General features: G+C 67.7%; 14 protein-coding genes and 1 pseudogene. 11 read left to right on the top strand and 4 right to left on the bottom strand.

Features of this window, described 5'->3' with window-relative positions; all coding sequences use genetic code 11:
- Window positions 1-58: 58 nt before the first annotated feature.
- From hemN to ACW11F_RS11430, 8 genes and pseudogenes are all read left to right on the top strand, one after another.
- Window positions 59-1,453: an oxygen-independent coproporphyrinogen III oxidase gene (hemN, locus tag ACW11F_RS11465; protein ID WP_456997049.1), complete on the top strand. Its 1,395-nt coding sequence runs from the start codon at window positions 59-61 to the stop codon at window positions 1,451-1,453.
- A 25-nt stretch (window positions 1,454-1,478) separates the two neighbouring features.
- Window positions 1,479-2,231, top strand: a complete 753-nt coding sequence (locus ACW11F_RS11460; RefSeq protein WP_456997047.1) for a helix-turn-helix domain-containing protein — start codon at window positions 1,479-1,481, stop codon at window positions 2,229-2,231.
- Between the two features lie 102 nt (window positions 2,232-2,333).
- A pseudogene (locus tag ACW11F_RS11455) lies at window positions 2,334-4,615 on the top strand (nitric-oxide reductase large subunit).
- Between the two features lie 98 nt (window positions 4,616-4,713).
- Window positions 4,714-5,127 (top strand): DUF2946 family protein, encoded by a 414-nt coding sequence (locus ACW11F_RS11450; RefSeq protein ID WP_456997046.1) that lies wholly within the window; start codon window positions 4,714-4,716, stop codon window positions 5,125-5,127.
- Window positions 5,128-5,172: 45 nt separating this feature from the next.
- Window positions 5,173-7,458: a TonB-dependent receptor gene (locus ACW11F_RS11445; protein WP_456997045.1), complete on the top strand. Its 2,286-nt coding sequence runs from the start codon at window positions 5,173-5,175 to the stop codon at window positions 7,456-7,458.
- Between the two features lie 49 nt (window positions 7,459-7,507).
- Window positions 7,508-8,737, top strand: coding sequence for an NnrS family protein (locus ACW11F_RS11440; protein ID WP_456997044.1), 1,230 nt, complete (start codon window positions 7,508-7,510; stop codon window positions 8,735-8,737).
- A gap of 38 nt (window positions 8,738-8,775) precedes the next feature.
- Window positions 8,776-9,177 (top strand): SirB2 family protein, encoded by a 402-nt coding sequence (locus tag ACW11F_RS11435; RefSeq protein WP_456997043.1) that lies wholly within the window; start codon window positions 8,776-8,778, stop codon window positions 9,175-9,177.
- Window positions 9,178-9,238: 61 nt separating this feature from the next.
- Window positions 9,239-10,309 (top strand): PLP-dependent cysteine synthase family protein, encoded by a 1,071-nt coding sequence (locus ACW11F_RS11430; RefSeq protein ID WP_456997105.1) that lies wholly within the window; start codon window positions 9,239-9,241, stop codon window positions 10,307-10,309.
- A 9-nt stretch (window positions 10,310-10,318) separates the two neighbouring features.
- Here the strand turns inward: ACW11F_RS11430 and ACW11F_RS11425 are convergent, their stop codons facing one another.
- The gene (locus ACW11F_RS11425) at window positions 10,319-12,082 is read right to left on the bottom strand and encodes an SLC13 family permease (protein ID WP_456997042.1); all 1,764 of its coding nucleotides are present in this window, start codon (window positions 12,080-12,082) and stop codon (window positions 10,319-10,321) included.
- A 104-nt stretch (window positions 12,083-12,186) separates the two neighbouring features.
- Here ACW11F_RS11425 and ACW11F_RS11420 point away from each other — a divergent pair, with 104 nt between their 5' ends.
- The gene (locus tag ACW11F_RS11420) at window positions 12,187-13,182 is read left to right on the top strand and encodes a hypothetical protein (RefSeq protein ID WP_456997041.1); all 996 of its coding nucleotides are present in this window, start codon (window positions 12,187-12,189) and stop codon (window positions 13,180-13,182) included.
- Window positions 13,183-13,268: 86 nt separating this feature from the next.
- On the opposite strand, the gene fabB is transcribed toward ACW11F_RS11420, so the two are convergent.
- A complete protein-coding gene (gene fabB, locus ACW11F_RS11415; RefSeq protein ID WP_456997104.1) occupies window positions 13,269-14,477 on the bottom strand; it encodes a beta-ketoacyl-ACP synthase I in 1,209 nt (402 codons plus the stop codon).
- A gap of 14 nt (window positions 14,478-14,491) precedes the next feature.
- On the bottom strand, window positions 14,492-15,007 hold the full coding sequence (gene fabA, locus ACW11F_RS11410; protein ID WP_456997039.1) for a 3-hydroxyacyl-[acyl-carrier-protein] dehydratase FabA: 516 nt from the start codon (window positions 15,005-15,007) through the stop codon (window positions 14,492-14,494).
- A gap of 234 nt (window positions 15,008-15,241) precedes the next feature.
- On the opposite strand from fabA, the gene nirK reads away from it, so the two are divergent.
- Both nirK and ACW11F_RS11400 read left to right on the top strand, forming a co-directional pair.
- On the top strand, window positions 15,242-16,741 hold the full coding sequence (nirK, locus tag ACW11F_RS11405) for a copper-containing nitrite reductase (RefSeq protein ID WP_456997038.1): 1,500 nt from the start codon (window positions 15,242-15,244) through the stop codon (window positions 16,739-16,741).
- Between the two features lie 10 nt (window positions 16,742-16,751).
- Window positions 16,752-17,489 carry a formylglycine-generating enzyme family protein gene (locus ACW11F_RS11400; RefSeq protein ID WP_456997037.1) on the top strand — a complete coding sequence of 246 codons (738 nt, stop codon included), beginning with the start codon at window positions 16,752-16,754 and terminating at the stop codon, window positions 17,487-17,489.
- A 7-nt stretch (window positions 17,490-17,496) separates the two neighbouring features.
- Here the strand turns inward: ACW11F_RS11400 and ACW11F_RS11395 are convergent, their stop codons facing one another.
- Window positions 17,497-18,762, bottom strand: coding sequence for a TCR/Tet family MFS transporter (locus ACW11F_RS11395; protein ID WP_456997036.1), 1,266 nt, complete (start codon window positions 18,760-18,762; stop codon window positions 17,497-17,499).

The raw sequence follows: 18,762 nt of genomic DNA, 5'->3' as shown, positions 1-18,762 counted from the left end.
CGAACGGATTGACCCGCGTCAAGGTGGCGCACGGGCGGCTGGTGCAATCTGCGCAACCATGAGTACCCCTGCGCCGATCTCCGCCGCCTTGCTGCGCCGCTATGACCGTCCCGGTCCACGCTATACCTCGTACCCGACCGCACCGCTGTTCTCCACCGCGTTCGACGAGTCGGCGTTGCGCCAGGTCATTGCCGAGAGCAATGGCGACCCGATCCCGCGCCGGCTGTCGCTGTACGTGCACGTGCCGTACTGCGTCAGCCCCTGCTTCTACTGTGGCTGCAACCGCATCATCACCCGCGACCGCACCCGCAGCCGGCCCTACATCGACCGGCTCAAGCGCGAGATCGACATGCTCGCACCGCTGTTCGACCGCGACCGCGAGGTGATCCAGCTGCACTTCGGCGGCGGCACGCCCAACTTCTTCACCCCCGCGCAGCTGCGCGAAGTGCTGGACAGCCTGCGACGGCGCTTCCGTTTTTCCGAAGCCGAGGATCGCGACATCTCGATCGAGCTCGATCCGCGCTTCGTCAGCCCGCAGGACATCGGCGAACTGGCGGCGATCGGCTTCAACCGCGCCAGCCTCGGGGTTCAGGATTTCGATCCGGACGTGCAGGCCGCGGTCAACCGGGTGCAAAGCGTGGAAGACACCCGCGCGGTGGTCGACGCCTGCCGCGAACATGGCTTCCGCTCGGTCAACATCGATCTGATCTACGGCCTGCCGCGGCAAACCGTGGAGGGCTTCGCGCGCACGCTGGACACGGTGATCGACATCCGCCCCGACCGCCTGGCGGTATACAGCTATGCCCACTTGCCCGAACTGTTCCGGCCGCAGCGCCAGCTCAACGCCGAGGAATTGCCTGACGCCGAGGGCAAGCTGGCCCTGTTGCGGCTGGCGATCGAGCGCCTGACCGCCGCCGGCTACGTCTACATCGGCATGGACCATTTCGCGCTGCCCGATGACGAGCTGGCGCAGGCGCAGCGCACGGGCGGCCTGCACCGCAATTTCATGGGCTATACCACGCACGCGCAGAGCGACCTGCTCGGCCTGGGCGTGTCCTCGATCAGCCACATCGGCACCAGCTTCAGCCAGAACCCGCGCACCCTGCCGGAATGGGAGGCCGCGATCGATGCCGGCCGCCTGCCGATCTGGCGCGGCCTGGCGATGAGCGAGGACGACGTGCTGCGCGAGGACGCGATCCAGCAGTTGATGTGCCAGGGCGAGATCGTGAAGGCGCGCTTCGAGCACCGCCACGGCATCGACTTCGACACCTATTTCGCCGACGCACTGCAAGGGCTGGAGGTGCTCGCCGCCGATGGTCTGGTCACGCTCTCGCCGCAGGCGATCCGGGTCACCTCGCACGGACGCTGGCTGCTGCGTATCATCGCCATGTGCTTCGACGCTCATCTCAACCCCACCAGCCAGGAACGGCCCCGCTACTCCAAGGCCATCTGACAGCGCCCGACCGCAGGTGGCGAGGATGAACCATGCGCTGCGCGCGCCACGCACCGGCCCCCAGCTGGCCGACGACGGCGATCCGCTGAACTTCTGCACCACCTGCGCGTTTTCCGGCGCCTGCCTGTCGCAGGGCTACAGCAAGGCCGATCTCAGGGAACTGCATGTGCTGGTGGAGCATGTCGGCCCGTTCGCCGAGGGCGAGCTGCTGTTCCGCGAAGGCGAGCCGTTCAATGCGATCGCCGCGGTGCGCGCGGGCATGGTCAAGACCTTCGTCATCGACAGCCACGGCCGCGAGCAGGTGCTGGGTTTCCACTTGCCGGGCGAGGTGATCGGCCTCAATGCCATCCATGGCGAGCGCTATCCGTGCAACGCGGTGGCACTGGACACGGTCATGCTGTGCCGCTTCTCGTTCCCGCAGATGGCCCTGCTGGCCACGCGCATGCCGGGATTGCAGCAGCAGTTGTTCCGCCTGCTCTCGGCCGACATCGGCAAGGCCGAGCAGATGGCGGGCGATTTCAGCGCCGACGAGCGCATGGCCGCGTTCCTCGTCACCCTGTCGCGGCGCTATGCCCAGCGCGGCTATTCGCCGCAGCGCTTCCAGCTCACCATGTCGCGCGTGGACATGGCCAATTACCTCGGCCTGGCGGCGGAAACCGTGAGCCGGGTGCTCAAGCGCTTCCAGGCCGACGGGCTGCTGGTGGTCGAGCGCCGCGACCTGGAAATCCTCGATCTCGAACGGCTGAGCGAGCTGGCGCGCGACGCCCTGCGCGAATAAGCCGCGCCACGCCCGCTGCGCAGGCTGGCCTCCACTTGACCTGGGTCAGGGACATGAACGCGAGCTGACGCCGACCATGGTCGGACGCAAAGGAGACTCGAGATGTCCACGACCCGGAAACTCTGGACTGGCCTGGCCGCGCTGTTGGCCGCCAGCTTCGCCGTCATGCTGTGGCTCGGTGCCGACTTGCACCAGACCGCACCCCCGATGCCCGAACGGGTGGTCACCGATACCGGCGACACCGTCTTCACCCGCGCCGACATCGAGCGTGGCCGCCAGGTGTGGCAAAGCATCGGCGGCCAGCAATTGGGCTCGATCTGGGGCCATGGCGCGCTGATCGCACCGGACTGGTCGGCCGACTGGCTGCACCGCGAAGCGCTGGCGATGGCCGAGCTGGAAACCCGCTCCCTGAGCGGCCTGCCCTGGGGACAGCTGGACGAAGCCGAGCAGGCCCGCATCCAGGCCCTGCTCAAGCCGAAGATGCGGCGCAATACCCACGACCCGGCCACGGGCGACCTGGTCATCAGCAATCAGCGCGCGCAGGCGATCTCGCAGGTCGCGGCGCATTACATGAGCCTGTTCTCGAACGATCCGGCCACCGCCGAGTTGCGCGAAACCTATGCGATGAAGAACGACACGGTGCCGGACGAAGACCGCGCCGCGCGCTGACCGCGTTCTTCTTCTGGACCTCGTGGGCGGCGGTCACCGAGCGCCCCGGCGAGTCGCGCAGCTATACCAACAACTGGCCGTACGAGCCGATGGTGGGCAACACGCCGACCAGCGGCATCTTCATGTGGTCGATGTTCTCGATCCTGTTCATGATCGGCGGCATCGCGCTGCTGGCCTGGCACTACGCCGCCTGGCACGGCAAGGAGCCGCTGCCCGCGCCGCCGGCCGAGGATCCGCTGAAGGGTCTGGTGCCGACACCCTCGATGAAGGCCACCGCCAAGTATTTCTGGGTGGTGATCGCGCTGTTCCTGGTGCAGATCCTGCTCGGCGCGACCACCGCTCACTACCAGGTGGAAGGCCAGGAAGCCTACGGCTTCGCCATCGCCGAGATCCTGCCCTACTCGCTGACCCGCAGCTGGCATACCCAGCTGGCGGTGCTGTGGATCGCCACCGCTTGGCTTGGCACCGGCCTGTACATCGCCCCGGCGATTTCCGGGCATGAGCCGAAGTACCAGCGCTTCGGCGTCAACTTCCTGTTCGTCTGTCTGCTGGTGATCGTGATCGGCGCATTCGCCGGGCAGTGGTTCGCGGTGATGCAGAAGATGGACCTGTCGAAGAACTTCTGGTTCGGTCACCAGGGCTGGGAATACGTCGACATCGGGCGTTTCTGGCAGGCATTCCTGTTCATCGGCCTGCTGCTGTGGCTGACGCTGGTCGGTCGCGCACTGTGGCCGGCGCTCAAGCGGCGCGACGAAATGTCCTCCATCGTCGGCCTGCTGTTCCTGTCCACCATCGCCATCGGCCTGTTCTATGGCGCCGGCCTGATGTGGGGCGAACACACCCACCTGTCGATGGTCGAATACTGGCGCTGGTGGGTGGTGCACCTGTGGGTGGAAGGCTTCTTCGAGGTGTTCGCGGTCGCGGTGATCAGCTTCCTGTTCGTCAAGCTGGGCCTGTTGCGCGGCAAGTCGGCCACCATCAACGTGCTGTTCGCCACCATCGTGTATCTGGCCGGTGGCGTGCTCGGCATGTTCCACCACCTGTACTTCGCCGGCACCACCACCGCCGGTGTCGCGCTGGGCGCCAGCTTCTCGGCGCTGGAAGTGGTGCCGCTGGCGCTGATCGGGCTGGAAGCCTACGAAACCTGGAGCCACAGCCGCGCCACGCCGTGGATGGAGCGTTACCGCTGGCCGATCATGTTCTTCCTCGCGGTGAGTTTCTGGAACCTGATCGGCGCCGGCCTGTTCGGCTTCCTGATCAACACGCCGATCGCGCTGTACTACATGCAGGGCCTGAACCTCACGCCGCTGCATGGGCACACCGCGCTGTTCGGGGTGTACGGCATGCTCGGCATCGGCCTGATGCTGTTCTGCCTGCGTGGCCTCAAGCCGGAGGCACTGTGGCACCCGGGCCTGCTGCGCGGCAGCTTCTGGAGCCTCAACATCGGGCTGACGCTGATGGCGCTGATCACCCTGTTGCCGATGGGCACGCTGCAGTTGCAGGCGGCACTGGAGAACGGCTACTGGTATGCGCGTTCGGCCGAGTTCATGGGCAAGCCGATCATCGACGTGCTGGTATGGATGCGCATGCCGGGCGATGTGGTGTTCAGTGTCGGTGCGGCCCTGCTGGCCTGGTTCGTGCTGCGCCACTGGGTATTCCCCAAGGCCGACCCGGCGTTCGCGAGCACCCCGGTGGCGGCACGGGAAACCTCCTGAGCACGCCGTGGCCGTGATCCATCCTGCCGATGTCGTCCGGATGATCACGCCTGGTGGATAATCGGGGCCGGGACATTGCGTCCCGGCCCCGCCTGCACATGCGATCGATTTTCCGCCACCACTGGATGCACGCACCGGCCCTGCTGGCAGCCCTGCTGCTGGCGCTGGTGCCCAGCATCGGCCGTCTGCACCAGGCATTCGCCACCGCGGATGCGGCCATGCCGACCATGGCCATGTGCACCATGGACGGCATGCGCGAGGTTGCGCTGCCGGCATGGGCGGTGGCCGACCCGGCGGCGGAGGCGGACACGCCCGATGTCCCGCGCAGCGCGCACGATTGCGATTACTGCCCGCTGCTGGCCGGCCTGCTCGGCGTGCAGCCGCTCGATCCGGCGGCATGGCTGCCGAGCGCATTCACCGGTTTGCTGCCATTGCGCGATGCACCGCGCGTCGGCATGCGCCACCCCTCCGGCCTGGGTTCACGCGGGCCGCCTCGCCTCTCCCGGAACTGACCCACGCGGCCTTGTGCCGTACCTCCATCCGTTCCCGGAGTTTCCATGAACATCTCCCTCATGGCGGCCGCGATTGCGACCGCCCTTGCACTGGCACCCGACGCCGGTGCCCAGACCCCTGAACCGCCCGAACAGGACGCACCACGCCGCCTCGACAACGTGGTGGTGATCGGCGTGCCGCAGACCCCGATGCCCGCCAACAGCGGCGAAGCGCGTGACGAGGATCTCGAGCCGTTGCGTCCCAACACCTCGGATACCGCGCAACTGCTGCGTGCGGTGCCCGGCCTCAACGTGCAGGGCGCCGGCGGCGTGTCCGGCATGCCGGCGATCCACGGCCTCGGCGGCGACCGCAACCGGGTGCAGGTGGACGGCATGGACATCGTCGCCTCCTGCCCCAACCACATGAACCCGCCGCTGTCCTACATCGACCCGTCGCGGGTCGGCACGATCAAGGTGTATGCCGGGATCAGCCCGGTCAGTGCCGGCGGCGACAGCATCGGCGGCAGCATCCAGGTGCAGTCGGCACCGCCGCGCTTCGCCGAACCCGGCGCCGGCTGGGACATGTCCGGCGAGCTGGGCGCGCGCTGGCGCAGCAACGGCAATGCCCGCGCCGCCAATGTCTCGGCCACCCTGGCCAACGAGGTCTTCAGCCTCGGCTATGACGGCTCGCTGTCGCGTGCCGACAATTACCGCGCCGGCGGCGAGTTCCGCGATTTCACCGCCAGCGGCCGCGAGGGCCATGACATCGCGCGCGATGAAGTCGCCTCCAGCGCCTACCTGGTGCGCAACCATGCACTCGGTGCTGCACTGCGCCACGGCGACCACCTGTGGCAGGCCAGTTACGGACGTCAGGAAATCCCCCTGCAGCTGTATCCGAATCAGCGCATGGACATGACCGCCAATACCCAGAACCGCTGGCAACTGTCCTATCAGGGCCGCCACGAATGGGGTGCGTTCGAGGCCCGCGCCTGGCGCGAGCAGCTGCGCCACAGCATGGGCTTCGGCCCCGACCGCCAATACTGGTACGGAATGGCATCGATGCCGCCTGGCGGCGGCGGATACAGCGTGCCCTGCGCGCCGATCGGGCCGACCTGCGCCGCCGACATGCCGATGGAAAGCGCCAGCCGCACGCAGTCGGCCTCGGCCATGCTCAGCCTCGACCTGCGCCCGGGTGACCAGCTGCGCGTGGGCGCAGAATGGCATGACTACCGCCTGGACGACTGGTGGCCGCCGTCCGGCGGCGGCATGGCGCCGGGCGAGTTCTGGAACATCAACCACGGCCAGCGCAAGCGTGCTTCGCTGTTCGCCGAATGGGAGGGCCGGCTGTCCACGCAGTGGATGGCGCTGTTCGGCCTGCGCCACGACCGCGTCTCGACCAATGCCGGCGAAGTGCGCGGCTATGACGTCGATCCCGCGCCGCCTGGCTCCTGGGGCATGACCCAGGCCGATGCCGCCGCGTTCAACGCGCGCGCGCGCCAGCGCCGCAACACCCATCTCGACGCGGTGGCGCTGCTGCGCTATTCGCCCAGCCGGCAACTGGACGTGGAGCTGGGCTACGCGCTGAAAACGCGCTCGCCCAACCTGTACGAGCGCTACGCCTGGTCCAGCTGGGCGATGGCGGCGATCATGAACAACACCGCCGGCGACGGCAACGGCTACGTCGGCGATCCGGATCTGCGTCCGGAAACCGCGCATACCGTGGCGCTGACCCTGGATTGGCATGCCAGCGGCAGCCAGCCCGACTGGCGCCTGCGGCTGACCCCGTGGCATACCCGCGTGCACGACTACATCGATGCCGTGCCGCTGGGCACGCACACGCCCGAAGCCTTCAATGTGCTGCGCCATGCCAACCAGTCCGCGCGCCTGTACGGCATCGACCTGCTCGCCGAAGTGCCGCTGGCGAAAACCGCGGTCGGCGACTTCGGGCTGAAGGCGGTGGCCAACTGGCAGCGTGGCGAGAACCGCGACACCGGGCAGCCGCTGTACAACACCATGCCGCCGAATGCGCGCCTGAGCCTGGGCCATCAACACGGTGGCTGGGACAACGCGATCGAATGGGTGCTGGTCGCGGCCAAGGAGCGCGTCTCGCCGGTGCGCAACGAAATCCCCACGCATGGCTACGGCCTGCTCAACCTGCGCGCCGGCTACGGCCACGGTCCCTGGCGCATCGATGCCGGCATCGACAACCTGTTCGACCGCCTGTACGCGCTGCCCACCGGCGGCACCTACCTCGCACAGGGCCGCACCATGGGCATCAATGCGATCCCGTGGGGCATCGCGGTACCGGGAGCGGGCCGCAGCTACTACGCGGCGGTCAAGTTCAGCTACTGAGTGACCTGCATCAATGCGGCACGGGCATGGCGGCGGGGATACTGTCGCCATGCCCGCCTCCGCATCGCTTTCGCCGCGCCTGCTTGCCCACGCCCCGCACCGGCTGCTGTTCTTCGTCGGTGCGCTCAACGTGTTGCTGGCGATGGCCTGGTGGGCACTGTGGCTGATCGATGCGCGCTGGCGGCTGGGCTGGTTGCCGGCCTCGGCACTGTTCCCCGGCTGGGCGCATGCCTGGATGATGCAGTACCAGATGTTGCCGGCCTTCATGTTCGGCTTCCTGCTGACCGTGTTCCCGCGCTGGATGGGCCTGCCCGAACTGACACGCCGGCATTACCTGCCGGTCGGGTTGGGACTGCTCGGCGGCCAACTGCTGTTGCTCGCCGGCCTGTGCAGCGGGCTTGCGCCGTTGCTGCACCTGGGCGTGGTGCTGACCACCCTGGGCTGGGCCTGCGGCCTGTGGTGGCTGCTGCGCCTGTTGCTGCAGGAGCGCTCCGCGCGGCGTGGGCCGACCTGGCATGCCTGGTCGTGCTTTGCCGGCATGAGTGCGGGCCTGATCGGCAACCTCGCCATGGTCGGCGTGCTGCATGGTGCGCCGCAGTGGATGCCGCTGGTGATCAAGCTCGGCAGCTTCGGCCTGCTGCTGCCGGTTTACCTCAGCGTGGCACATCGCATGTTCCCGTTCTTCGCCGGCAACGTGGTGGCCGGGTATCGCGCATGGCGACCGCTGTGGCTGCTGGCGGTGATGTGGCTGCTGCTGCTCGGCCACCTGGTGCTGGAGCTGATCGGGGCACGCGACTGGCTGTGGCTGGTCGACCTGCCGCTGGCCGCCGGCTCGGCCTGGGTGCTGTGGCGCTGGTGGCCGCGTGCCAAGGCGCCGGGCCTGCTGTGGGTGCTGTTCATTGGCCTGGCCTGGTTGCCGTTGACCTTCGCCCTGTACGCGTTGCAGAGCCTGCTGCTGGCGAGCAACGGCGTGGACATGCTCGGGCGCGGCCCCGCGCATGCGCTTTACATCGGCCTGTTCGGCTCGCTGCTGGTGGCGATGGTGACGCGGGTGACCCAGGGCCATTCCGGGCGCCTGCTGCACATGCCACGCGTGGGCTGGTTCGCCTTCGCCCTGCTGCAACTGGTGGCGTTGCTGCGCGTGCTGGCCGACGTGCTGCCCGATCCCGGCTTGTGGCAAGCCATCGCCGCGCTGGGCTGGCTGCTGGCGTTCCTGCCCTGGGTGCTGCGCAACGGCGCGATCTGGCTGCGCCCGCGCGTCGACGGCAAGCCGGGGTGATGTCGCCAATGACTGAGCGAAGCTGACGGACACCCGCGATGATCGAGTTCTATCCGCAGATCAAGGCCGCGCACATCCATCTGGTGTTGCTGTCGGTCGGCCTGTTCGCCCTGCGCGGCGGGTTTTCACTCATCGGTGCGAAGTGGCCGCGGCATGCCGTGGCGCGCTATGCCAGCTACACCATCGACACCTGCCTGCTGACCAGCGCCGCGATGCTGCTGACGATCCTGCCCGGGGCGATGTTCGCCAACGGCTGGCTCACTGCCAAGATGCTGCTGCTGGTGGCCTACATCGTGCTTGGCGTGCTGGCGATGCGTGTGCGTTTCCCGCGCTCGCGGCGCGCGGTGTTCTTCGCCTTGGCGCTGCTGGCGTTCTTCGCCATGTTCGGCATCGCACGCATGCACCATCCGTGGGGCTGGCTGGCGCGCTGGCTGGCCTGAAGCGCCTCCACGCACGGGCGATAATGCGGCAACCGCCTTCGTGGAGTGCGCCATGTCCGCCATCGTCGAACGCCAATGGGTTTCCTCCGCCATCGACTGCCTGCAACGCGAGGCGGCGCGCTCGGCGGATACCCATCTGCTGCACATGACCTTCCCGGGGTTTCCCGGCATCGACTTCTACTTCAAGGACGAGGCCGCGCACCCGACCGGCAGCCTCAAGCACCGTCTGGCGCGTTCACTGTTCCTGTATGCGCTGTGCAACGGCCGCCTCAAATCCGGGCAGGCGGTGGTCGATGCCTCCTCCGGCAGCACCGCGATTTCCGAAGCCTGGTTCGCGCGCCTGCTCGGCCTGCACTTCACCGCGGTGATGCCCGATACCACCGCGCCGGGCAAGATCGAGGCGGTGCGCGCACTGGGCGGGCATTGCGACCTCACCCCGCCGGGCAAGTGCACCCAGGAGCGCGCACGCGAGATCGCCGCCGATGGCGCCTGCTTCCTCGACCAGTTCGGCCTCGCCGAGCGCGCCACCGACTGGCGCGGCAACAACAACATCGCCGAATCGATCATCGGCCAGATGTGCATGGAACCGCATGCGGAGCCGGAATGGGTGGTGTGCGGCGTCGGCACCGGCGGCACCTCCGCCACCATCGGCCGCTTCCTGCGCTACCGCGGCATGGCCACACGGCTGGCGGTGGCCGAGCCCGAAGGCATGGTCTATGCCAAGGCATGGCCGAAACATGACCGCAGCGCGCAGGTCGAGTGCCTCAGCCTGATCGAGGGCATCGGTCGGCAGAACGTGGAGCCGAGCTTCCAGTTCGGCGTGGTCGACGAAGTGATCGAAGTGTCCGATGTGGCTTCGATCGCGGCGATGCTGCTGATCGAGGAACTGGTCGGCTTCCGCTACGGCGGCTCCTCCGGCACCAACTTCGTCGCCTGCCTGCAACTGGCACAGCGCATGCGCGAAGCGGGCAAGGAAGGCAGCATCGTCACCCTGCTGTGCGACCGTGGCGCGCGCTACCGGGAAACCCTGTACGACCCGCAGTGGCGCGCCGACAAGGGCGTCGACCCGGTGCCGTGGATGGAAGCGCTGCGCGCGACCTTGAACGACGGCACGCTGGCCGCGCCACACTGAGGCACCGGATCAGAACGGGAAATAGCGCGGTATCAGCCAGATCGCCATCACCGCGAATACCACGTTCAATGGCAATCCGACCTTGGGGAAATCGCTGAAGCGATAGCCGCCGGCGGTATAGGCCATGGTGTTGGTCTGGTAGCCGACCGGGGTAATGAAGGCGGTGGAGGCGGCGAACGCCACCGCCACCAGCAGCGGCTTGGCATTGATGCCCATGCTCTCGGCGGTCGCCAGCGCGATCGGCACCACCAGTACCGCGGCAGCGTTGTTGCTCATCAGTTCGGTCAGCACGCCGGTGATGAGATAGACCAGCGTCAGGATCACCAGCGGCCCGAAGTCGCCCATGCGTCCCAACGTGTTCTGCGTCAGCCAGTCGGCACTGCCGGTCTTCTGCAACGCGATGCCCAGCGGCAGCACCCCGGCCAGCAGCACCACCACGCGCCAGTCGACCGCGGCATAGGCCTCCTCCGGCGACAGGCAACCCAGGATCACCAGCGCGCCGCAGCCGATCAGCGCGGTGGCCACGATCGGCAGCCAGCCCAATGCCGCCACGCCGATCACCGCGATCATCACCGCGACCGCGATCGCCGTGCGCTGCAGGTCCAGGCGTGGACGCTCGCGACGTGAAAGCACGACCATGCCCGGATCACTGTCGAGCAGGCTGATCGCGCTCTGGCTGCCGTCCACCATCAGGATGTCGCCGACGCCGAGCACCGCATGCTGTGGCGGTTGCCGCAGGTAGCCATCGGCCTTGTGCAGGCCGAGCACGCGCACGCGGAACGCATGGCCGAAACGTGTCTGCTTCAGGGTCTTGCCGATCAGGCTCGAGCGCGGCGAAATCATCACCTCGGCCAGCTCGCGCTTGGCGGTGGCGTCACCGGCGAGGTCAGGCGCGACATCATCGAAGCCGAGCTGGTATTCCTCCACCAGCTTGCTGATCTCGCTCCAGTCGCCGTACACCAGCACGCGGTCACCGACCTTGACCTCGCTCTGCCGCGGGTTGGGCAACAAGCGGCCTTCGCGACGGATTTCGCGCAGCACCACATCGCCGTAATCGGGCGCAATGAACTGCGCGCCGGGCTCGCCGATCCCCTTGCTGTGCGCATTGACCTGCAACTCCGCGCCGTAGCGGCCGCGTGGCCCGGCTTCGTCCTCGGCGGCATGGGTACGGTTGGGCAGCAGGAAGCGGCCAACCAGCATCATGTAGATCACGCCGGCGACCACGAACCAGATGCCGAGCGGTGCGAACTCGAAGATCGAGAAGCCCGCGTGGCCGGCATCGCGTGCCAGCGAATCCACCAGCAGGTTGGTCGATGTGCCGATCAGGGTGCACACCCCGCCCATCTGCGCGGCAAACGACAGCGGGATCAGGTACTTCGACGGCCGCTGCTTGTTGCGTACCGCGGCGGCGGCGATCACCGGCAGCAGGATCGCCACGATGGCCGTGTTGTTGACGAACGCCGACAGCCCGGCGCTGACCAGCATCGTCGCCAACATCAACAACCAGGGCCAGCGGATGCCGCCGATGAGGCGGCCGAACGCATCCACCACGCCACTCTTCTGCAACGCGGCGCTGAGCACGAACATCGCGGCCACGGTGATCGTGGCCTGGCTGGCGAAACCCGACAGCGCTTCGCCCGGCGTGACCACGCCGGTCGCCAGCAGTGCACACAGCACACCCAGCGCGACCACGTCCACCGGCAGCTTCTCGGTGACAAACAGCACCGCGGCCGCCGCCAACACCAGCAATGTGACCAGCAGATCGAATGACATCGCATCCCCATTCGGCTTGTTTCCGCGCGCTATCGTGACACGCACGCCATGCAAAGCGCGATAAAGTGGGGTTGAACCCCGCTTTCCATACGCAAGGAAACGTCATGCCCAAGACCTTCACCAAGACCCAGGCCAGCAAACTGCTGACCGTGGCCGAGATGAAGCTGTACGAAGAAAGCCGCATCAATGCACTGCGCAAGTTTTCCGCCAGCCAGCTTGATCGCCGTGTCGAACGCACGCGTGCGCGGCGCGACAAGGCGCGCGACCAGTTGCAGCGGCAGCGCCTGGCGCAACGCGCGCGCAGCGGCAGCAAGCGCGGCAGCAGCGGCGATGCCGACCAGCAGCGCAGCAAGGACAAGGCGGATCTGCTGGCCGACATCCTCAAGCGCTTCGAGGGTCAGTTGAAAGTGGCGCGGCGCAATGAAAAAGCCGGCCTGGTGCCCAAGGCCGCACCCAAGCGCCGGGTGACGCCGCAGGCCGCGGTGTCACGCCAGCGTGCACCGAACAAGGACTTCACCGCCTCGCGCATGCGCAACCGCCAGCGCGCGGCGGACGAAGCCGGCGAGGTGATGAGCGCGCGCAGCACCGCGAAGAAGGCGGCCACCAAGAAAACCGCGACCCCGAAGACGGCGACGAAGAAGGCCGCGGTGAAGAAGGTCGCTGCCGGCAAGAAGTTGGCGAAGAAGGCTGCTTCGAAAAAGACCGCAGGCAAGACCACTGCAGGGAAAGCGGCGGCCAGCAAATCCGCGGCGGTGAAAAAAGCCGCAGCAGCCCCGGCGCGCAAGACCGCGGCAAAGAAGGCCGCGGCGAAGAAAACCGCGACCGGCGCACGCAAGATCCCGGCAAGCAAGACGGGTGCGAAGAAGTCTCCGGCAAAGAAGGCGACGCGCAAGGTCGGCGGCGATACCGCCGGCAAGCGCACCGCCAACTGGCGCGAGCTGGATGCGGCCGGTCGCGGCAATGTCGGCAAGGGCTACCAACCCGGCGCCGCGGGCAAGGCGCAATCACTGCATTTCGCCGAAGCGCGACTGACCCCGATCCAGAGCCATATCAGCTCGCATGCACGGCGCTCGCAAGGCAAGCGCGACCAACGCGGCTGAACAGCACGCGCGCTGCGAAACGAACAAGCGCCCCGCGGGGCGCTTTTTCATTGCATCGCATGCTCGCTTGCCAGCGGCGACAGGCTTCAGCCGCGACCGAACACCAGCGCGGCATTGGTGCCGCCGAAACCGAAGCTGTTGGACATCACCGTATCCACCTGCATCTCACGGGTCTCGCGCACGATCGGGTAATCCGCGCAGCGTGGATCGAGCTCCTCGATATGGTGCGAGGCGGCGATGAAGCCTTGCTGCATCATCACCAGGCAGTAAATCGCCTCGTGCACGCTGGCCGCGCCCAGCGCATGTCCGGACAGCGCCTTGGTCGAGGACAGCGGCGGCACGTCGTCACCGAAGGTGGCGCGCAGCGCTTCCAGTTCGGTGACATCGCCGAGCGGCGTCGAGGTGCCGTGCGTGTTGAGGTAATCGATCGGTCGATCCACGCCCGCCATCGCCATCTGCATGCAGCGCACCGCGCCTTCGCCGCTGGGCGCGACCATGTCCGCGCCGTCGCTGGTGACGCCGTAGCCAAGCAGTTCGGCATGGATGCGCGCACCGCGACGCAGCGCGTGCTCGCGCTCTTCCAGCACCAGCATGCCGCCGCCGGAGCCGATCACGAAGCCGTCGCGTGCCGCGTCATAGGGCCGTGACGCGACTTCGGCGCGGTCATTGAAACGGGTCGAGAGCGCACCCATCGCATCGAACATGCAGGTCATGCCCCAGTGCAGTTCCTCGCCGCCGCCGGCGAACACCACGTCCTGCGCGCCATGCCGGATCAGATCGGCGGCGGCACCGATGCAATGCGCCGAGGTGGCGCAGGCCGCCGACAGGGAATAACTCACGCCCTTGATCGCGAACGCGGTGGCCAGCGTGGCGGACACCGTGGAGCACATCGTGCGCGGCACCATGTACGGGCCGACCTTGCGCACGCCACGCTCGCGCATCAGGTCGCCGGTGGCGATCTGCCACTGCGCCGAGGCACCGCCGGAGCCGGCGATCAGGCCGATGCGCGGATCGCTGATCGCCTCGCGATCGAGGCCGGCATCGGCGATCGCATCCTCCATCGCCACCGCGGCAAAGGCCGCGGCATCGCCCATGAAGCGCTTCTGCTTGCGATCGATGCGTGCATCCAGGTCGATGTCGCACACCCCCGCGACCTGCGAGCGCATGCCCATCTGCGCGTATTCGGGAATGAAACGGATGCCGCTGCGGCCCTCGCGCAGCGCCGTGCCGACGCTGGCCAGGTCATTGCCCAGCGGCGAGACGATGCCGATGCCGGTCACCACCACCCGGCGCAGCGCGGAAGCCGCCATCAGAACGCCTCCGTGGACTGGAACAACGCCACGCGCATGTCCTTCGCGGTGTAGATCTCGCGGCCATCGACCAGCGTGCGGCCATCGGCGATCACCATGCGCAGCTTGCCGCGCAGCACGCGGCGGATGTCGATCTCGTAACGCACCAGCGTGGAATCGGGCAGGATCTGGCCGGTGAACTTGATCTCGCCCGCGCCCAGTGCGCGCCCGCGACCGGTTTCACCCAGCCACGGCAGATAGAAGCCGGCCAGTTGCCACATCGCGTCCACGCCGAGGCAACCAGGCATCACCGGATCGCCGATGAAGTGGCAGTCGAAGAACCACAGATCGGGGCGCACATCGAGCTCGGCATGGATCAGTCCCTTGCCGTGCGCTCCGCCGTCTTCGCGGATATCGGTGATGCGGTCGAACATCAGCATCGGCGGCGCCGGCAGGCGCGCATTGCCGGGGCCGAACATTTCGCCACGCGCGCAGGCCAGCAGCGCTTCACGGTCGAAGGCATGGAGTCGGGTCATCGGGATGGGGTTCCGGCGGACAAAGCGTTGTCCAGTGTAGGCGCTCGCTTCGCCATGCGCTGCGGTACGGCGCACAACCCGTTCAGCCTGCACCCGCCGCGACCGAGGTGCAGGCGTGAAGTGCATCGCCTGCGCGACGGACAGGCGTCACGCCTCCTTGACCTGCGTCAGCGACACTGGAGCCACGGCGCGCGCATGCTGTATGCCCACACCTTCTTCTTCCGGGATCCAGCCATGAAACGCCAGACCCTGTGTCTCCTGATTGCCGCAGCCCTTGCGCTCACCGCCTGCAAGGGCAATGACCCCGCCACCAGCGGCAATGCCGGCAAGAGCGGCTCGGCCAGTGGCGACTTCGGCCCTCCGCAAGGCGAGCCGGTCAAGGCCATCCTCACCAGCCCGCCCGAAGTGCCACCGGCCACCGGCCGTACCGCGCCGGCCAAGGTGATCGTCGAGCTGGACGTGATCGAGAAGGAGATGGAGATTTCCGAAGGCGTGACCTACACCTTCTGGACCTTCGGCGGCACCGTGCCCGGCAGCTTCATCCGCGTGCGCCAAGGCGACACGGTGGAGTTCCACCTGCGCAACATGCCCGACAGCAAGATGCCGCACAACATCGACCTGCACGGCGTGACCGGCCCCGGTGGCGGCGCGGCGTCCAGCTTCACCGCACCCGGCCACCGCACGCAGTTCACCTTCAAGGCGCTCAATGCCGGCCTCTACGTCTATCACTGCGCCACCGCGCCGGTCGGCATGCACGTGGCCAACGGCATGTACGGACTGATCCTGGTCGAGCCGCCGGAAGGCCTGCCCGAGGTCGACCGCGAGTTCTACGTGATGCAGGGCGACTTCTACACCACCGGCAAGTACCGCGAGAAGGGCCACCAGCCGTTCGACATGGAAAAGGCCATCGACGAGAACCCCACCTACGTGCTGTTCAACGGCATGGAAGGCGCGCTGACCGGCGACAAGGCGCTCAAGGCGAAGACCAACGAGACGGTACGCCTGTACGTGGGCAACGGCGGGCCGAACCTGGTGTCGAGCTTCCACGTGATCGGCGAGATCTTCGACAAGGTCTGGTACGAGGGTGGCAAGCACTACCAGGAAAACGTGCAGACCACGCTGATCCCGTCCGGCGGCGCGGCGATGATGGAGTTCCACATGGAAGTGCCGGGCAGCTACGTGCTGGTCGACCACTCGATCTTCCGCGCCTTCAACAAGGGCGCGCTGGCGATCCTGCAGGCCGAGGGGCCAGAGCGCAAGGACATCTATTCCGGGCTTGAAGTCGACGAAATGTACCTGGGCGATCAGGTCGCCGGCACCAGCCGCGAGGCGATCACCGCCGCCGCCGCTTCGGCGCAGGCCGGCACGCTCACGCGCGAGGAGCAGATCGCCGCCGGCAAGGTGTTGTTCGCCGGCACCTGCTCGACCTGCCACCAGCCCGATGGCAGCGGCATGGAAGGCATCTTCCCGCCGCTGGCGAATTCGGACTACATCAAGGACAACCCCTCTCGCCTGCCGCAGATCATCCTGCACGGCATGCAGGGCCCGGTGCGCGTGAACGGCAAGGATTACAACTCGATCATGCCGCCGATGGCACAGCTCACCGATGACGAAGTGGCCAACATCTCCACCTACGTGCTCAACAGCTGGGGCAACCCGGGCGGCCAGATTACCCGCGAGCAGGCCAAGGCCGCGCGTGCCGACAAGCCCGACAACGCCTCGGAAGGCCACTGAGGCGAGCGACGTGTGGCGGCGCCTGCCTCTCGCCCTGCTCCTGGTCAGCGTGCCGTTGGCGGCGCTGGCCACGGAGGCCGGCTGGGTGCGCCTGCCCGCCGGCAGCTTCCGCTCCTCGCTGCAGCGGCCGAACACCGAAGCGGTGCGCGTGGCGAGCTTCGAGATGATGGTTTCGCCGGTCACCAACGCCCAGTTCCTGGCGTTCGTGCGCAAACATCCGGACTGGCAGCGCGGCCGGGCACCGGCCTCGTTCGCCGAAGCCCGTTACCTGCAGCACTGGGACGGGCCGACCACGCTCGGCGACGCGCTGCCGCAGCAGCCGGTGGTCAATGTCAGCTGGTTCGCCGCCGATGCCTATTGCCGGGCACAAGGCGCGCGGCTGCCGGAATGGAACGAATGGGAATACGCCTCGGCCGCCGATGAAACCCGCCGCGACGCGCGCGCCGACCCGGCCTGGCGCGAGCGCATCCTGCGCTGGTACTCGCGGCCTTCCACCGGCGTCCTGCCGCGGGTCGGCCTGCAGGCGAAGAATGCGTACGGGCTGCGCGACCTGCACGGCCTGGTCTGGGAGTGGACCGGCGATTCCGGCTCGCTGCAATTCGATGGCGATGCCACCCAGTTCTGCGGTGCCGGCGCGCTTTCGGTCGGCGATACCAGCGACTACCCGTTGATGATGCGGGTGGCGATGCTGTCCTCGCTCGGTCCCGAAGGCGTTACCGGCAACCTCGGCTTCCGCTGCGTGCGCTGAGGCGGCCTCATCCGCGCGCGCCCGGTTCGAGCGCATCTCGCGGCGCACCATGCACGCGGCGGTGCCATCGTGCCAATGCAAGGGCGGCGGCAAGCAACGCCGCCGCGATGAACCACGGCATGCCCGGCAGCTCCAGCGGCGCACCCTCGCCGATGAACGCGGCAAACGCGCGCGTGTACAGCGTCGGCCCGATGATCCCGGCCAGCGCCACCAGGCTGGCCAGCGCACCCTGGATGCGGCCCTGCACTTCGGCGCCCACTTCGCGGGTGATCAGGGATTGCGCCGCCGGCCCGGCCAGCCCCCACAGCGCCATCAGCGGAATCACCGCGAGGAACACCCAGCCGCTGGCGGCAAGCCCGTAACCGAGGAAGCCGAGCACGCCGGCGGACAGGCCCAGCAGCATCGCGCCGTGCTCACCAATGCGCGGGGTCACGCGCTTGACCAGCACGCCCTGTACCAAGGCCGAACACACCCCGACCACCGCCAGCACCTGGCCCACCGCCAGCGGCCCCCAGCCATAGCGGTACTCGCCATACAGCACGAACACGCTCGGCAGCACGTAATGCGCCAGGTTGGCAAACAGGATCACCGCCACCAGCGCGAACAGTTGCGGATATTCGCCGATCAGCTTCAGCGAGCCCAGCGGATTGGCCTGCCGCCAGCGCACCCGGTGCGCGCGCCGCGACGGCGGCAACGACTCGGGCAGCACGAACAGACCGTACAGGAAGTTCAGCAGCGCCAGCCCGGCCGCGACCCAGAACGGCAGGCGCAGGTCGTAATGCCCGAGCCAGCCGCCCAGCATCGGCCCGACCACGAAGCCGAGCCCGAACGCCATCCCGACCATGCCGAAGGCACCGGCACGCTCGGCCGGCGTGGTGACATCGGCGATATAGGCGTTCGCGGTGCTGAAACTGGCCGACGTCATCGCCGAGATCATCCGTGCCACGAGCAGCCAGCCGAGGCTGGGCGCCAGCGCCATCAGCACGAAGTCCAGCCCCAGACCGAGGCAGGACAGCAGGATCACCGGGCGCCTTCCGAAGCGATCGGACAACGCGCCCAGCAGCGGCGCGCAGACGAACTGGATCGCCGCGAACACGGTGCCGAAGATGCCCACCCAGCGTGCGGCATCGGCGGTATCGCCACCGACGAAGCCTTCCACCAGATGCGGCAGCACCGGGATGATCAGGCCGAAGGCGAGGATGTCGATCAGCACCACCAGGAAGATGAAGGCCAGCGTCGCGCGGCGTGCGGTCGGCGGGGACGGGACATTCAT

It is taken from the genome of Luteimonas sp. e5 (assembly GCF_054031035.1).
The sequence above is the reverse complement of the archived record's forward strand: the minus strand, read 5'-3'. Positions and strand labels throughout refer to the sequence as shown.

What these genes read in the sequence shown, in the direction of transcription:
- ACW11F_RS11450 (WP_456997046.1), top strand. Translation starts at nt 4,714, where the DNA reads ATGCGATCGATTTTCCGCCACCACTGGATGCACGCACCGGCCCTGCTG.
- ACW11F_RS11440 (WP_456997044.1), top strand. Translation starts at nt 7,508, where the DNA reads ATGCCCGCCTCCGCATCGCTTTCGCCGCGCCTGCTTGCCCACGCCCCG.
- ACW11F_RS11435 (WP_456997043.1), top strand. Translation starts at nt 8,776, where the DNA reads ATGATCGAGTTCTATCCGCAGATCAAGGCCGCGCACATCCATCTGGTG.
- ACW11F_RS11445 (WP_456997045.1), top strand. Translation starts at nt 5,173, where the DNA reads ATGAACATCTCCCTCATGGCGGCCGCGATTGCGACCGCCCTTGCACTG.
- ACW11F_RS11425 (WP_456997042.1), bottom strand. Translation starts at nt 12,082, where the DNA reads ATGTCATTCGATCTGCTGGTCACATTGCTGGTGTTGGCGGCGGCCGCG.
- nirK (WP_456997038.1), top strand. Translation starts at nt 15,242, where the DNA reads ATGAAACGCCAGACCCTGTGTCTCCTGATTGCCGCAGCCCTTGCGCTC.
- ACW11F_RS11395 (WP_456997036.1), bottom strand. Translation starts at nt 18,762, where the DNA reads ATGAATGTCCCGTCCCCGCCGACCGCACGCCGCGCGACGCTGGCCTTC.
- hemN (WP_456997049.1), top strand. Translation starts at nt 59, where the DNA reads ATGAGTACCCCTGCGCCGATCTCCGCCGCCTTGCTGCGCCGCTATGAC.
- ACW11F_RS11420 (WP_456997041.1), top strand. Translation starts at nt 12,187, where the DNA reads ATGCCCAAGACCTTCACCAAGACCCAGGCCAGCAAACTGCTGACCGTG.
- ACW11F_RS11460 (WP_456997047.1), top strand. Translation starts at nt 1,479, where the DNA reads ATGAACCATGCGCTGCGCGCGCCACGCACCGGCCCCCAGCTGGCCGAC.
- fabA (WP_456997039.1), bottom strand. Translation starts at nt 15,007, where the DNA reads ATGACCCGACTCCATGCCTTCGACCGTGAAGCGCTGCTGGCCTGCGCG.